Genomic DNA, 14,050 nt, shown 5'->3' on the forward strand with positions numbered 1-14,050 from the left:
AATAATTGCCTTACAATAACATTGACTATTGCCTTACAATAATTTAAAAACAATAGTCATGAGAAATCCTTTCCATACAGACACGCTTGAACCGGATCAGCCTTTCTGCAACCGCGTCGCAGAACTGAGTGAATTGGCCAGCCATGCCAGAAATGGTATGAATGTAGTGCTATTTGCCCCCAGACGCTATGGTAAAACATCGCTTGTCACACGGGTACAGCATCAACTTCGCAAGGAAGGTATTTGTGTAATTTATGCACAATTTATGCGGCTTGTTTCAGTTGAAGACCTTGTTCACAGACTGGCAAAAGGCATCATAAGCGGACTGCATGAACACGAGTCTCTTTTGGAAAAGGGCAAAAGATGGCTCGGCCATTTTCCCTCAATACAAACCAGCTTCACTATAGACCCGGCTACAGGACTACCTTCAGTCGGGGTTCAGATGTCCACTCGCCAAACAGATCCCATGATCGCCCTTGAGAACGTTCTGGAAGAAGTCGGTAGATTTCTCGAAAAAGAGAATTTTCAGGTTTGCATAGCTCTGGATGAATTTCAGGATATCGTCGACATAAAAGAACCACGAGTTGAAGCTCTCCTTCGTGAACACATTCAAAGACATAAAGCCTCATATTTTTTTCTGGGAAGTCGCCGCCGTGTTCTCCTGGACATATTTAACAACAAGGGCAGGCCTTTTTATCAAAGCGCAACAATGATGGAGCTGGAGGCACTTCCGGAAAATGAGGGTGTGGATTTTATTGTGAACCAATTTGCGCAGGCAGGTAAGCAGTGTCCGCGAAGTGTTGCCGTGGAAATCGTTCAAAAGATTGAACAATATCCATATTATCTTCAGGCTTTAGCATACAGAGCATTTGAACTGTGTGAAAAAGAATGCTCATCCGGGAATGTGCAGAAAGCATACGAATCTCTTATCAGCAACGAACGGTACGGATATCAGGCCATTATCCAGGGAGTCAGTGCCGGGCAATTGAAATTGCTCCGTGGAATCGCAGAGGAAGGACAGGCGTCCCTCACTGCAAATAGTTTTCTCCAAGCACACAAACTTACACTTGGTGGAGTTCAGTCGGCCCGGAAACATCTCAGTGAGCAGGACATCATTGAAAAGACAAAAGATGGCCAGTGGCGAATAGTAGACCCTGTGTTCCGTGTATGGCTGCTACAAGCTTTCTAATATGGCCCCCGGCAGGAGTGAAGGACACGTCAAGGATATGCGCGAACCTTTTGAACGTATCCGCACCAATGCGGGGCTGCCCAACGACTTCCGCCCCATGCGTAGACTCCGGCATGTATTCGCCTCTACCCTTGCCAGCTCCGGGAAGGTAGATATGTACACCCTGCAGAAGATTCCCACCCACAAAACACCCGCCATGGTTCAAAGATATGCCCACCTGCGTGATAACGCTGTGCAACCGACCAGTGAGGTTGCCGGGCATAGGGACTAAGACGGGCTCAAACATCATTTTCAAAAACAAGGAACGGGTTCAGGACTGAGCCTTAATTTTTTCGCATGTCGATTGACCTAAGACTACATAAGTCATAAAGTTAAATATATAATCATAAAAAGAAGACAACTTTACCCATAATGATACTTTTTTAAGGAGATAATTCAATGGATAAAGCATGCGAAAACTGTAGTTACTACCTTCCAAGCCAAATGGACTACAAAGAAGACGGAATTTGCAGGTTCTCACCTCCAACAGTTTCAACAACATCAGAAAACGCCATGGGAGTTTGGCCAAGAGTACAAAAGAACGACTGGTGCGGCAAATACTCTCCCAAAAAGGACCAACCTCCTAATCTAAAAAAGATGGACATTTCCTGAGACTGTCATGCTGGAGACTCCAGGCAAAATAATACAGAAAACATACCTGGCTATCGTCATATTGATCTATTTTCGTATTGTTCATTATCCAACATACTGAAAAGATTCAGATCGCATTCTTATTTTGGACTATTAAAATATCACGTGCATTAGTACTTTTGGGAACTTTACTCATTGGTATTCTTATTGGAACATTTGCAACTATTGTAACAGACATATGGGATTCCCCACAAGGAAGGCCTATTTCAGTAATTCTTAGTAAAAACAAGTATTGCTCCATCTCTATTAGCAATTACGGTTCAGTGCCATAAAGCATAAGAGACACTTTTTTCAACAAACAGGTCACATCTAGCAAAAAAATCGGAACTGGACTGGGAACATACTTAGCCATGATGATGGTCCAACCCCAAAATAACAACTATATATATCCATCTACCAAAGGCCTAAGTAAAGAGGAGCACACACTATCAGGCTGGGCTAATTTATTCCTTATCAAAACTGTCTACGACAATAGCGCCCATAGAAGCAGGCATAGTGATAACGATCAGACGTTTGAGTGCGACTTCAGGAGCTGAAAATAACGGAAACTTATCCAAGGCAAAAAGAAGGAGCGCAACCACTAGGCTTGCAATAGTATAGGCAACAAGAAGACGAAAAAAGAAAGCTCCGACCCTATACTTCACGTTCCCTCGAAAGACGCTTTCATAGGTGAAAAAAGCTAAAAATAAAACCGACAGGGTAAAAATCAAAAGCAAATTCAACAACGGTAGAGAGGGGCCTATACTCCAGGCTTCCTCGGAAAAGGAAATCGGTACCGCCAATGCAAACGCCCCTACAAAAATCTGGCTCAGATCTTCAAAATTAAAATGCGATTTCATCTCAACGTCTCCGTACCGGCGATTGATAACTATTCATTTCAGCAGCTTCAACAGCAAATTTTCTACAAAAACCAGACATACTGTATCCCGGCCCTCAACAAAGCCCGGCAATTGGAACACCATTCCAGACCTGTTTCAAAATACTCAGCAAAGGACCAGTTAGCAATATAAAGCCAGTTGCCCCATCTCAGTCAACCGATACTTCTGATTCCTACTATTGGGCTTGTCGGGAATAGTCATTTCCACAAGCCCTTCTTCCAGTGCTGGCTTGAGATAAAGCTCCCTGAATGATTTACTGTCTTTAAGGGCCAAAGCAGTTTGCAGCTCATCACGGTTCATTTCACCAGACATGGCTTTAATCAATGCTTTAACTTGGGGGGGTGACTTGGGGGCCAACTTGGGGGATGGCAGATGAATGAAGACTGGTGATATAAATTAAGGGGAATGATGAGATAATTCGGGATTAACCGGGAAGACACGGAATGATCTGGGAAAGGTTTTTGAAATAGTGTTTCACTATATGAAACAGTTCAAAGACTCTTTCCAGGTCTTTTTTATGCTGAATCAGACGTGTCTATATCATCATATGGGATCCTACATAGTTCACATGTCTACGCTTCCACCACCCCGACCTGAATTAGTCCTCTGGTAGTAACTGGGAGAGCGTTTTTATTGCCCTGCCTGGGCGAGGTGCTCCGAGTCCAATAATGTTACCACTCAAAATTTTCTTGCTTGTATGCTCAACGGTAATCTGGAGTGGGACGTCAAAAGGTAAATCACCTTCATTGGTTTTGTCTGCAATGAATTTAATGAGATGATCTTTTGCTTCATCGTCCAACGCAGTCGTGTATGCCTTTAATGGGATGCCATTTTGTTTGACGTGTAAGATATACTCACCGGAGGAATAGTCCGCATCCATAAGCTGGAAATCACCATCACAACTTGTAGCCATCTTTTCAGACCGGACCCTCGGCGGCTTAAGTTTTTTGGTAGATTCTGCGGGGATGTAGCCTTCTCCAACTAAGGCAACAGAATCCTCGTCTTCTAAGGCACGAAACAAACCGCCAACAGGTCTTTCGTAACGAGAAAATTCTTGTGGAGCTGCGTTGGCCATATCGATAAGGGGCTGAAGTATCTGGCGTTTAGTTTCTTCGTGCTCAGTTAAAGATTCTTGCTCAATGTTTTTTTCTTTGAGCTGGACCTTATAGTTTAACCAACGCCCCCAAGCTAGGAACCCGGTTGTAGCAGCTACTCCAGTCATAGCTAATATGAATATTTGGGTATTAGTCATGTTACTAAGCAATGGGACTAAAATTTCTTTGACATCTTGCCAGAGATCTGTGCTGCCTTCCTTCACCTCGGTCTGGACCAGAGGTTCTTCACCACTGATCCTCACTTCTGGAGCAAACTCATCAAGGAGATAATCAAATTCTTTTTGTAATGCTATCAGATATTTTGCATGAGTAACATTGATTCTTTTGTCCCAGTTGTCCCCGTCAATCTTCAATTCAACCAGCAGTTTATCGGCTGTGATTTCTACGGGCTGATATTCAACTTCACCTTTGGCGACTTGAGAAGCATATTCCAAAAGTTCCTCAACGCTTCTTACCTTTTGCATTTAACCTCCTTTTAATAATCACAGATACAGCTTTGTACAACTCTAACCCAATTCTCTTACCTAAAAATTCCCCAATCTATATTCCCAACCGCAGCTACCCGGCTCCAGTTCACCGCTCTATGCCTGACCCCTGCTATACTCTTCAGCCATGTCTTCCCACCAGTCTCTGGGTTCAGCATATTTATCCCTGTACACATCGGTATACATGGCACCCTGGTCCTGCACATAGTCTGTTTCAGGGGTAGGGCCATTCTCTAGAAGTCACTCTTGGCGCTCCTCATACTTATCTTGGTTCCGCTCATCTTCGGGTAAGAGGCAGTGCTCGCCTGCGGCTCCGGGCATGGCAAAGTGCAGTCTTGTGTTTCTGGAACGGGGCATGGAAGAAAGGTCTTCAGCGTCATGGCGTGCCAGTTGGCGCACGAGCTTGGCGTTTTCCTTACCAAGGTTCCGGTTTTCCTTCATTAGCTCCCGGTTTTCTTTCACCAACTCCCGATTCTCCTTGCCTATTTCTCTGATTTCTTTGGCCTGTTCCCTAAATTCTTTTACCAATTGTCGATTTTCTTCAGTCAGTTCTCGGATTTCGGATTTCTTATCGGAAAGCTCTTTTTCAAGATCATCATAATGCGCACAATTGCTCAAACTTGATTCAGAATTAACCAAATCTGGTGCACCCTCGCCAAACAATAACCAGTTGACGTCTGTGCCATAGTTTACAGACAAGCCGACAAGGAACCCCGCAGTGGGTTCTGTTTCATTTTTTTCGTAACGAATTAAGGTGTTCCTACTAACCCCTAAGGTCTTAGCGAACTCAGCTTGGCTTATATTGCCACGAACAGATGAAATTCTTTCCCCTAAACGTTCAAACCGCATAAATATCCCTTTGCACCAAATTTGAGATTGACGATGTTTCAAATATGGTGCATAACTAGTTCACACAAACACACAACACGTTCAAATCAGTACACACAAACACGGCTAAAAAAAGGAGCTTAACTTATGGTTAGAACCTCCAAGGAAGTAAAAGAAGAATTCCGTAAAAAGGGCATCTCCATTTCTGCATGGGCTGTTGCCAATGGGTTTTCTCCCAATCTCGTTTACGAGGTTATCAATAATAAAAGGAACCCCACACGGGGTAAGACCCACCAGATCGCAGTCAGGCTTGGTCTTAAAGATGGTGAGATCGTGCAGGATCTCGCCACCGCCATCAACGCCTAATCTATAGCAGCCAGCAGCAACCACCGCAATGTCTAATAGAAACCGCAAATCAGACAACCGCATGGTGCAATTAACCCTGCCTTTGTCCAGCCTCCCATCGCAAAGCCTTGAAAGTGGCTCACTGCGCAGGATGGAGGCTGTCAAAGAGGCTTTGGGCAACGCACTGAAAGAGTGTGGGCTTTCGCGTGACGTGGTTGCGGAGGAGCTGACGCGCCTGACCGGGCATCAGGTTTCCATCCACCAGCTCAACAACTGGGCTGCGCTTGGGAAAGAAGACCGCCCGATCCCGCTGCACTTCGTGGCTGCGCTCACGGAGATAACGGAAAACTATGGTCTGATCAAGGCCGCTCTGGAAGGCACAGGTTGCAAGCTGCTTGGCCCGGATGAAGTTGCATACTTCGAACTGGGGATCATGGCGGCTGAGGATAAACGAAGAACTAAGAGGAAGAAGGAATTATGGGACAAGATCGGGAAATGAAAAAAATGCTGTTTGAGCAGGCTAGCCGCCAAAGCGGCAAGCGGCTCATGTTTTCTTCAACTTTCGAGGCAATCCTGCTTTTTTCGCAGCCATGTTCCGCCATGCACGAAGAGTCGTTTCTGCCAGCTCGCCAGGAGGATTTTCACCCTTTGGCTCTGCAAGACATTCGTCGAGACACTTGGTCACAGGCCCAGCAGACTCAGCAGGAAGGTGTTTCATAATAGCTGTTACAGCGTCATTTAATACGAGCAGCGAATCATACACTGCATCCATATCACGATTTAATTCTTGTATTTTTTTTGAATAATCCATTTTCGAATTCTCCTGTTTCGAAACTCATAACAGGATCAAACAAAGGAAATCAATATGCAAAAAATAACCGCCGCCCACCGCACACTGAACGTCCTTGTGGCCCTCAAAGGTCATAGTTTGAACGGGTTGTCTAATTCAGAACTGGCCCAGGGGTTGAACGAAACACCGGTGAATATCACCCGCGCTCTGGCAGTTTTGCAGGATGTGGGGCTGGTCACCAAGCTTGAAACCGGACGCTTTGTTCTTTCCATCACCATGCTCCAGATCGCACAGGCCCACGCCAACGAAGTGGACCGGGCGCAGAATAGGATCATGGAACTTAACCAGAGAGTTGCCGCCGGGGCAGCCGCATACAATTAACGAGGTGAATCATGAGTGATTTCAAACTGGTAATTACCGACAAGGATGGGGCCGAGGTCTATAGTTCTGAGTTCGTCATGGAACGCAATAAGGACAATAGCGCAGCCAAGGAACTGGCTTACCTGTCTTCGGTGCAGCTCCTTCTGCATGAAGCCTCGTGCGAAGTAACCCAGGTCATGCAGGATGTTGTTGATGCTGCTCTGGAAAATGACGAAGTCGTTGAATGCTTTATTGAATGGCTTGAAGCCGGGATGCCTACATCTTCGACTGTCTCTATATCCGGGTGTCAGCAGGCCATAGGTCATGTGAATGGCGGCAGCATTATCCAGTGCAACGGCAACCTGAACGGCATCGCCATTACCAGCGTAAACATCGAGGAGTAACCCATGTCCCATCCATGCGCAGATTGTGAATACCACAAGTCAAAGTCCAACCCCGCAAAGGGTAAATTGGTTCAAAGCTACCACGGCAAATGCATCCACCCGGAAGGTCTGTGTGACGACCTTTTCAGATTTAACGACCTTGCCAGCTCTGCCGCTGATCCTGACATCCTTGATATGGCAGAAGAAATCGAAACCATGGAAGCTAACGTCCCTGCTGAGATCAGCGAAGAACGCGCAGCGGAGTTGACTGTTATCAGTAATACAGAAGCTCTGGTTGCTCAGGCTGTTGAAGAAGCTGAAGAGGCTTTCAGAGATCTTGGAAGAATTGAAACCGCAACATTTTTTGCGACCGTTTCAGATTCCATAATCGCGCAAGCTTTCGAAAGAATAAAGAAATCGAAGTCTTATAAGAAACTGACTTATCGGGACGAAAATGGAAATCTGCGACAGTTTTCAGATTTAGAGGAGTTTTGCAGAATTAAACTGGGCAAATCTTATCGCCGTGTGCATGAGCTTGCCCAGAACCTCCGCACCCTCGGCCCTGAACTATACGAATCTGCCGAAAAGATGGGCCTCCGAAACAAAGATTACCGCGCTTTGAAGGCTCTCCCCGAAGACGAACAGGCCGTGGTCAAGGAAGCCATTGCCGCTGAGAACAAAGAAGAAGTCTTGGACATCCTTCAGGACATGACTGAGCGACATGTGCAGGAGCGCGAAGAAGCCAGGAAGGAATCAGACGAACTCAAGGCCAACCTTGAAGCCCGTGACAAGCTGCTCAAGGACAAATCAGCCCGTCTGGAAAAGACTGAAACAGAACTCTTCAAGCTCAAAAGCCTGCCCCCGGATGCTGATCTGGAGCTCAAGCTGAAACGTGAAGAACAGGCCGTGGAACGGCTGCACAAGGAGCACGTTGCCATTCTGGCTGCAATCAAGCCGTTTATGCAGGTGGTTTCCGAAGTGCTGGGTGACGGTGATGTCTCCGCCCATACCAAGGAACATGCCGTATTTGAGACCCGTCAGGTCTGCGGAGCCATCAACCAGTTCCTGCTGGACTGCTCCATCCCGGTTGATTTTCAAGAAATGGTCTACCCGGAATGGATGCGCGGGGCTGCAAAGGCCGATCTGGAAGCCGGAAACACCGAAGAACCCAACGACGCACACGGGAGCTGGTAGGCCATGACTTTGAGTCTGGGAGAAATAGATGTGCTGCGAAACCTTGCAGTAAGGCTGGATGGTGCCGGGCATGGCAAGCGCAAGCCGTTGGTGCAGGAAGTGGCCAGGCTGCTGAACTGTTCGGAACAGACGGTCTACCGCAGGCTCAAACAGGTCGGCAGGGATTCAAAGCGCAAGCAGCGCAGTGACTACGGAAAACGTTTAACCAATGAAGAGCTGGCTATGAAAGTTTCATATCTGGTGACCAAGGGAGCCAGCGCGGCAGGCAAGAAGCGCATGAGCATCAGCACTGCGTGTGACATACTGAAAGAATCCGGGCAAGGGGTCGTGAATCCTGAAACCGGTGAAGTGACCATGCCTTCAGTTTCAGCAGTTATCCGCACCATGAAAGATCTCGGCTGTCACCCTGACCAGCTCAAAAACGGCAACCCGCATATTCATATGAAAAGCTTACGTCCGAATCATTGCTGGCAGGTTGACCCGTCCCTGTGCGTCCTCTTCTATCTGCCCAAAGGCAAGGTCAAGATTGTGGACGAGAAAGCTTTCTATAAAAACAAGCCTGACAACCTCAAGAAAGCGGAGCGGGAACGGGTGTGGCGGTACGTCATCACTGATCACTATTCAGGAACTATCTATGTGCGCTATGTGCAGGCCGCAGGTGAATCCGCACAGGGTCTGGTTGATGTGTTTCTGGACGCGATTATCAAGCGTGGACCGCATGATCCCATGCATGGGCTGCCGGACTTTCTTTATATGGATAAAGGCAGCGCGAACATGGCCCATCTGTTCACCAACCTGCTGGACCGCCTCTACATCAGGTGGGACACGCATCAGGCCGGTAGCCCCCGTTCCAAGGGGCAGGTTGAGTGTGCCAACAATATAGTGGAAACACAGTTTGAATCACGCCTGCGGTTCATGGAAATCAATTCCATTGAGCAGCTTCAGTCCGAGGCGGACAAATGGAGGCAGCACTACAACGCCAACGCCATCCACAGCCGCACCGGGAAAAGCCGGAATGCCATGTGGCTGACCATAACCGAAGAGCAGCTGCGTCTTGCCCCTTCACTGGAACTGTGCCGGGAGCTGGTCACCACCAAGCCCAAAAAAGCCAAGGTCGGGGCTGATCTGTCTATTTCCCACACCATCAAGGGCTATGGCCGCAATGATTACGACCTGCGCATGGTCAATGGAATCATGCCGCAGATGCAGGTCATGGTGGTGGTTAACCCCTACCGCGCTCCAGCAGTGGATGTAACTGTTACCGATCCCCTTACTGGTGACGAATCTGTCTGGACCGTTGAGCCGGTGAAGAAGGACGAGGCCGGATTCTGGGAAAACGCTGCCATTATCGGTGAGGAATACAAGTCTCACGTTGAAACCAAGGCCGAAAAGATTTTCGACAAGTTTGAGGAAATGGCAACCGCCAGCATCAAGCCGGGAGCCACTCACTGCGCACCGCCTGAAAACGTCGATCCCATGGCCGACATCAAACCCGCGCCGGAATACTTGCCGCGCCGGGGCCGTGAGCTGGGTCTTGATGCCAGCAAGCGCGAAATCGCCCCTTACGAGCTGGTGGAAGCGGCCATGATCCTTAAGCAGAGGCTGGGGGATCAGTGGCCCAGAAACGGATACACCTGGCTTGAACAACGATACGGAAAGTCCGTACCCCACGGTGAGATGGATTCCATTGTTGAACGTTTTTCAAAGCCCGAAACAGAGATTACCCCGCTGCGCGTAGTCGGCGGACAGGAGTAACAAAATGACAAGTTTAAAGAAACTGAAGGAGTTGATGGATGCGCATGGCGTTTCACAGTCTGAACTCGGTCGCCATCTCGGTTATTCGCCCACCACCATCAGCCACATGATCAATAAGGGTAAATGGCCCCGGCTCGGCATAACTGCCCAGCAGATTCAGGAAAAAATTAAGGAAAAGCTGCGTGAGAACGGCGCGGAAGAGTCAGATTTTGAAAACATTTTCGGACCTGAAGAAAAGACCGAAGAAAAACCGGAAGAAAAGAAGGAGAAGGAAATCATGCTGCTGAGAAAACAGGGACTGTTCCCGGAAGCAAAACGGCATTTTGGACTTGTGCGCAACCCTTTTGATGAAGTCAACAGCCCGGATGATGTGTTCCTGTCCAGCGACATCCGCTATGTGCGTGAGGCCATCTACCACACAGCCCGGCAGGGCGGATTCATGGCTGTGGTCGGTGAGAGCGGTTCCGGCAAAAGTACGCTGCGCCGTGATCTGATTGACCGGGTTCAGAGAGAAAACAAAAACATTCTCATTATCGAGCCTTACGTGCTGGGCATGGAAGATGACGACAAAAAGGGCAAGACCCTTAAGTCCCTGCACATTGCCGAAGCCATCATGGAAGTTGTTGACCCCACAGCCGGACTCAAGTCCAGCCCGGAAGCCCGGTTCCGCCAGTTGCATGGAGTTCTCAAGGCGAGTTCTCAGGCAGGCAACATGCATTGCCTGATCATTGAGGAGGCTCATGGCTTGTCCATTCCCACTCTCAAGCACCTGAAGCGTTTTCTGGAGCTGGAATCCGGCTTCCGCAAGCTGATGTCCATCATCCTGCTGGGGCAGACAGAGCTGGCCCGCAAGCTCTCGGAAACCAACCCGCAGGTGCGCGAGGTTGTACAGAGGTGCGAGGTAATCGAATTGCCGCCAATGGATGGTGCCAGCCTGTCCGATTACGTGAAGTTCCGCTTCAACCGTTTGGACATGGATGCCACAAAGGTCATCTCCGCCGAGGGCATGGAAGCCCTGCGGGATAGGCTCACCGGCCCGGCTCCCCGCTCAGGATCACGTGAATCCGTCTCACTGGTCTACCCGCTGGCAGTGGGCAACCTGCTTACCGCCGCCATGAACCTGGCCGCAAACATCGGCGCACCCAGCATCACCCCTGAAATCATTAAACAGGTTTAAGGAGAAAACTATGTCCAGTTGTAAGAAAGCTACCCCGGTCCCCAGTCCTGTTGGTGGAAAGATGAGATCCGCAATTCTTGAATTGCGCTGCCTGTCGCAGAAGTTTTCCAATGAAGAAGACTTCCTGACCATGAAGGCCGTAATCAACCAGCTTGAGGGCTGCGCTTTGCACATGGAAGAGATTGAGCAGCACGTTCCTGTTCGGGAATACAGGCTGCCCATGAACTCAAAACAGATCGCCGATGAGCTTGCTCATGGCAGAAGGATGGAAAATTAAAATGACCAAGAACAGAAAGAAACCTGAAGTGGTTGTGGTGAAGGACATGAAAGGCGTCGATGCCTGCATGGCGGAGCTGGCCGAGTTGAACCGCGAAATTGAAAACCGTGAAGCTGAAATGAACACCGTGATAGATGAGGCCAAGACTCTGTACAAGCTCAAGGTTGAGCCGAAGCTGGCCCGAATCAAAGTCATTGAAGCCGCTCTGGGCGCGTACGCCAACCTGAATAAACAGGAGCTTTTCAAGGACCGCAAGAGCATGGATACCACCTTCGGCATCATCGGTTTTCGCAAGTCCACCAAGCTGCTGGCCAAGGGTAAGACCAAGATGATTGAAGTCATTGAAACCCTGCGCAACCTCGGCCTGACCGATGGCATCAAGGTCAAGGAAAGCGTGAACAAGGAAGCCATGCGTGAATGGCCTGACGAACGTCTGGAAGCTGTTGGCATGCGTCGCAAGGAAGAAGACGTTTTCTACTATGAAATCAAGCGTGAGACTCTGGAGGATTAGGTCATGGCTGAACATGTTTATGAAATTGAAATTACCAAATCTACTACCAAAACAATCAAGGTAACCACAGACAAGCCTATTGATGAAGATGAACTCCGAGATTGGGCTGATGATTACTGCGACGAACTTTACGATATTGAAAGCTATCAGGGTGATGTAAAGCTCGATCCCGATGATCTTATTGAAGGTGGTACTGTTGCCATGACCGCTAGAGAGACAGAAGAATATGGGCTCATTGAATTGGAAGGAGTTTGTCGTGTCCCATCTTAAAGCCGAAGGGATCTACACCAAAGACAGTGAAAAGATGGTCCCGCTTTCAAGACTGGTGGCTTGTGAAACTCAGGCCATGAAGAATGCGAAGGTGGCCCAGTCAATGGCAAAGCAGCTTAAGATTGCCGTCCATAGCGAAGCAATGCCGAAAGACTGGACCCGGAAGACAACCAAATTGCTCGAACAGGCTGAAGGAGTCAAGAGTCATGGGTAAAACAAGACGCATTGTAGTTGAACAGCCCGGCGTCACCATTCATCGGGATGTTCCGGCAGCCCGGGAGGCCGAGGAGTTTGACATCAGCCAGATGAGTCCGCGCACTAAAGATGCCTGGAAGAAAGTCTGCGTTGAAGGCGGTGCCAGCCCGGAAGATTACCGCCATGTCCTGGAATCCATCATGACCAGCGGTGTGGTGAAAGCAATTGTCGATTAACAGCAAGGCCGCCTGTCAGATGATGGGCGGCTTAACCATAAGGAATTACCATGAACGAAATTCGTATAGATTATTCCATTCTTGAAGATGATGAAACAACGGCATCCAAATATGCATCCAGAACAAGAGCACATGTCCCACGAATTGGTGATGATGTCAGATTCAATGGGGCATACTTCAGCGTAATAGCTGTGCTGTGGGTGGAAGATGACGAGCAGGATGGAATCATTACCCCTTGGGTAAATGTCGTCATTGAACCACGGAAGTAGGTGCAGCATGACCAACCATAAAAAAGCATTAATCCAAAAAGCAGCCATAGGCCGCCGCCAGATCCCCATTGCTGATGAAGCTTATTACACGCTGCTCAGAACCCGCTACGGAGTGGAAAGCTCCAAAGCCCTCAGCGTCAAGCAGCTTGGTGATCTTCTCGGCCTCTACGCGAGGCAATTCGGCTGGACACCCAAGCCGAAGACGAAGAAAGGCAGGACTCCCAAGCCCAAAGCCTCGCAAGCGCAGGTCCGGCTTATCTTCGTTCTCTGGAGACAGCTTGCAGAGCTGGGCGAGATCAGAGACGGATCGCGCGAGGCCACGGTGAGCTGGGTGCAGAAACAGACAGTGAGTGACGAGCAGCCTGAAGGCTGTGCCGATCCCAACTGGCTTACTCCCAAACAGGCATCAATTCTGGTTGAGAGGCTGAAGAAGTGGCAGGAACGAGTTGAAAGAAGATTGAAAACAGGAAGATAAAATGACAACGCGCAACCTGAAGGACTTTGCAGATTTATACGGCAAGGGTTTCCGTGTGTACTATGGGATCATTGATCCCGCTGTTTACGTGCGCCTTGAGTGCAGGCACCCGGAAAAGGCTTTCTGGATTTGTCGCTGGCCGATCCTGCACTGCTTCGGTTGCAGCAAGCGTTGTGTACCTCAAAAAACAGAAGGCTTTCAGGAAGTTCTTATTGTTCCCGAAGAGAAGGACGACAAGGCTGTTCCACAGTTCTCAATCAGCCCTGAAGAAATGGTTGAGAAAAAGACACTGCTTCGCATTGACGAAGTTATGTACTGCCTGCGCATCGGCAAGAACTATGCGTACCGCCTGGCTCAAGAAGGTGTGCTGGTTCGCCATCATCGTTCTCCATGGCGGGTGACCGCCGCCAGCGTGAAAGCTGAAATGATGAACGTAGACGAATAAATCACAAACTATAACTCCCCTCTCAACCTCCCCCGGATTCATGCCGGGGGAGGTTTTTTATTCTGTACCATAACGTTTCTACTGTTCAGCAGAACAAAACTTCCCCTGCTATTCTTCAGTCTGAAAATGCGCTCTCCCGGTTTTTGTTTCCCATATGGGACCGTTGTTCGTTTTTACGATTTA

General features: G+C 48.6%; 24 protein-coding genes. 19 read left to right on the plus strand and 5 right to left on the minus strand.

From position 1 onward, the window contains the following. Nucleotides 1-58: 58 nt before the first annotated feature. The 4 genes from ACZ5PW_RS14950 (at nt 59) to ACZ5PW_RS14965 (ending at nt 2,151) form a co-directional block, all read left to right on the plus strand. Nucleotides 59-1,189, plus strand: coding sequence for an AAA family ATPase (locus ACZ5PW_RS14950; protein WP_464555138.1), 1,131 nt, complete (start codon nt 59-61; stop codon nt 1,187-1,189). A 37-nt stretch (nt 1,190-1,226) separates the two neighbouring features. Next, a complete protein-coding gene (locus tag ACZ5PW_RS14955) occupies nt 1,227-1,460 on the plus strand; it encodes a tyrosine-type recombinase/integrase (protein ID WP_464555140.1) in 234 nt (77 codons plus the stop codon). Between the two features lie 167 nt (nt 1,461-1,627). Further along, the gene (locus ACZ5PW_RS14960) at nt 1,628-1,840 is read left to right on the plus strand and encodes a hypothetical protein (RefSeq protein ID WP_464555141.1); all 213 of its coding nucleotides are present in this window, start codon (nt 1,628-1,630) and stop codon (nt 1,838-1,840) included. A 77-nt stretch (nt 1,841-1,917) separates the two neighbouring features. Beyond that, entirely contained in the window at nt 1,918-2,151 is a 234-nt protein-coding gene (locus ACZ5PW_RS14965) for a lipopolysaccharide assembly protein LapA domain-containing protein (RefSeq protein ID WP_464555142.1), read from the plus strand. Between the two features lie 171 nt (nt 2,152-2,322). On the opposite strand, the gene ACZ5PW_RS14970 is transcribed toward ACZ5PW_RS14965, so the two are convergent. From ACZ5PW_RS14970 to ACZ5PW_RS14985, 4 genes are all read right to left on the minus strand, one after another. Next, the gene (locus ACZ5PW_RS14970) at nt 2,323-2,718 is read right to left on the minus strand and encodes a DUF2391 family protein (RefSeq protein ID WP_464555144.1); all 396 of its coding nucleotides are present in this window, start codon (nt 2,716-2,718) and stop codon (nt 2,323-2,325) included. Nucleotides 2,719-2,877: 159 nt separating this feature from the next. Further along, the gene (locus ACZ5PW_RS14975; protein ID WP_464555147.1) at nt 2,878-3,069 is read right to left on the minus strand and encodes a Fic family protein; all 192 of its coding nucleotides are present in this window, start codon (nt 3,067-3,069) and stop codon (nt 2,878-2,880) included. A gap of 286 nt (nt 3,070-3,355) precedes the next feature. Then, nucleotides 3,356-4,336 (minus strand): hypothetical protein, encoded by a 981-nt coding sequence (locus ACZ5PW_RS14980; RefSeq protein ID WP_464555149.1) that lies wholly within the window; start codon nt 4,334-4,336, stop codon nt 3,356-3,358. A 261-nt stretch (nt 4,337-4,597) separates the two neighbouring features. Beyond that, a complete protein-coding gene (locus ACZ5PW_RS14985; RefSeq protein ID WP_464555152.1) occupies nt 4,598-5,206 on the minus strand; it encodes a helix-turn-helix domain-containing protein in 609 nt (202 codons plus the stop codon). A gap of 126 nt (nt 5,207-5,332) precedes the next feature. Here ACZ5PW_RS14985 and ACZ5PW_RS14990 point away from each other — a divergent pair, with 126 nt between their 5' ends. Then, nucleotides 5,333-5,551, plus strand: coding sequence for a DNA-binding protein (locus ACZ5PW_RS14990; protein WP_464555155.1), 219 nt, complete (start codon nt 5,333-5,335; stop codon nt 5,549-5,551). Between the two features lie 28 nt (nt 5,552-5,579). Beyond that, nucleotides 5,580-6,029, plus strand: a complete 450-nt coding sequence (locus tag ACZ5PW_RS14995; protein ID WP_464555156.1) for a hypothetical protein — start codon at nt 5,580-5,582, stop codon at nt 6,027-6,029. Between the two features lie 45 nt (nt 6,030-6,074). On the opposite strand, the gene ACZ5PW_RS15000 is transcribed toward ACZ5PW_RS14995, so the two are convergent. Continuing rightward, nucleotides 6,075-6,341, minus strand: a complete 267-nt coding sequence (locus ACZ5PW_RS15000) for a hypothetical protein (RefSeq protein WP_464555158.1) — start codon at nt 6,339-6,341, stop codon at nt 6,075-6,077. A 54-nt stretch (nt 6,342-6,395) separates the two neighbouring features. Between ACZ5PW_RS15000 and ACZ5PW_RS15005 the strand changes: the two genes are divergently transcribed. The 13 genes from ACZ5PW_RS15005 to ACZ5PW_RS15065 are packed head-to-tail and all read left to right on the plus strand — an operon-like array spanning nt 6,396 to nt 13,867. After that, nucleotides 6,396-6,701 carry an IclR family transcriptional regulator gene (locus ACZ5PW_RS15005; RefSeq protein WP_464555159.1) on the plus strand — a complete coding sequence of 102 codons (306 nt, stop codon included), beginning with the start codon at nt 6,396-6,398 and terminating at the stop codon, nt 6,699-6,701. Between the two features lie 11 nt (nt 6,702-6,712). After that, nucleotides 6,713-7,084 (plus strand): hypothetical protein, encoded by a 372-nt coding sequence (locus ACZ5PW_RS15010; RefSeq protein WP_464555163.1) that lies wholly within the window; start codon nt 6,713-6,715, stop codon nt 7,082-7,084. Nucleotides 7,085-7,087: 3 nt separating this feature from the next. Continuing rightward, entirely contained in the window at nt 7,088-8,257 is a 1,170-nt protein-coding gene (locus tag ACZ5PW_RS15015) for a hypothetical protein (RefSeq protein WP_464555166.1), read from the plus strand. Between the two features lie 3 nt (nt 8,258-8,260). Further along, complete coding sequence (locus ACZ5PW_RS15020; protein ID WP_464555170.1) at nt 8,261-10,012, plus strand: hypothetical protein; 1,752 nt, start codon at nt 8,261-8,263, stop codon at nt 10,010-10,012. A gap of 4 nt (nt 10,013-10,016) precedes the next feature. Next, nucleotides 10,017-11,189, plus strand: coding sequence for an AAA family ATPase (locus ACZ5PW_RS15025; protein ID WP_464555173.1), 1,173 nt, complete (start codon nt 10,017-10,019; stop codon nt 11,187-11,189). 10 nt (nt 11,190-11,199) lie between these two features. Continuing rightward, the gene (locus ACZ5PW_RS15030) at nt 11,200-11,466 is read left to right on the plus strand and encodes a hypothetical protein (RefSeq protein WP_464555176.1); all 267 of its coding nucleotides are present in this window, start codon (nt 11,200-11,202) and stop codon (nt 11,464-11,466) included. Nucleotide 11,467: 1 nt separating this feature from the next. Beyond that, nucleotides 11,468-11,977, plus strand: a complete 510-nt coding sequence (locus tag ACZ5PW_RS15035) for a host-nuclease inhibitor Gam family protein (protein WP_464555179.1) — start codon at nt 11,468-11,470, stop codon at nt 11,975-11,977. 3 nt (nt 11,978-11,980) lie between these two features. Next, entirely contained in the window at nt 11,981-12,247 is a 267-nt protein-coding gene (locus ACZ5PW_RS15040; protein ID WP_464555181.1) for a hypothetical protein, read from the plus strand. After that, entirely contained in the window at nt 12,234-12,461 is a 228-nt protein-coding gene (locus ACZ5PW_RS15045) for a hypothetical protein (RefSeq protein ID WP_464555182.1), read from the plus strand. Before ACZ5PW_RS15040 ends, ACZ5PW_RS15045 begins: the two co-directional genes overlap by 14 nt. After that, nucleotides 12,454-12,678: a hypothetical protein gene (locus tag ACZ5PW_RS15050; protein ID WP_464555184.1), complete on the plus strand. Its 225-nt coding sequence runs from the start codon at nt 12,454-12,456 to the stop codon at nt 12,676-12,678. The genes ACZ5PW_RS15045 and ACZ5PW_RS15050 overlap by 8 nt, the downstream gene beginning before the upstream one ends. A gap of 50 nt (nt 12,679-12,728) precedes the next feature. Next, nucleotides 12,729-12,947, plus strand: coding sequence for a hypothetical protein (locus ACZ5PW_RS15055; protein WP_464555187.1), 219 nt, complete (start codon nt 12,729-12,731; stop codon nt 12,945-12,947). 7 nt (nt 12,948-12,954) lie between these two features. Then, nucleotides 12,955-13,422, plus strand: coding sequence for a phage protein GemA/Gp16 family protein (locus ACZ5PW_RS15060; RefSeq protein ID WP_464555189.1), 468 nt, complete (start codon nt 12,955-12,957; stop codon nt 13,420-13,422). 1 nt (nt 13,423) lies between these two features. After that, a complete protein-coding gene (locus ACZ5PW_RS15065) occupies nt 13,424-13,867 on the plus strand; it encodes a helix-turn-helix domain-containing protein (RefSeq protein ID WP_464555191.1) in 444 nt (147 codons plus the stop codon). The last annotated feature ends 183 nt before the right edge of the window (nt 13,868-14,050 follow it).

Source organism: Maridesulfovibrio salinus (assembly GCF_055394525.1).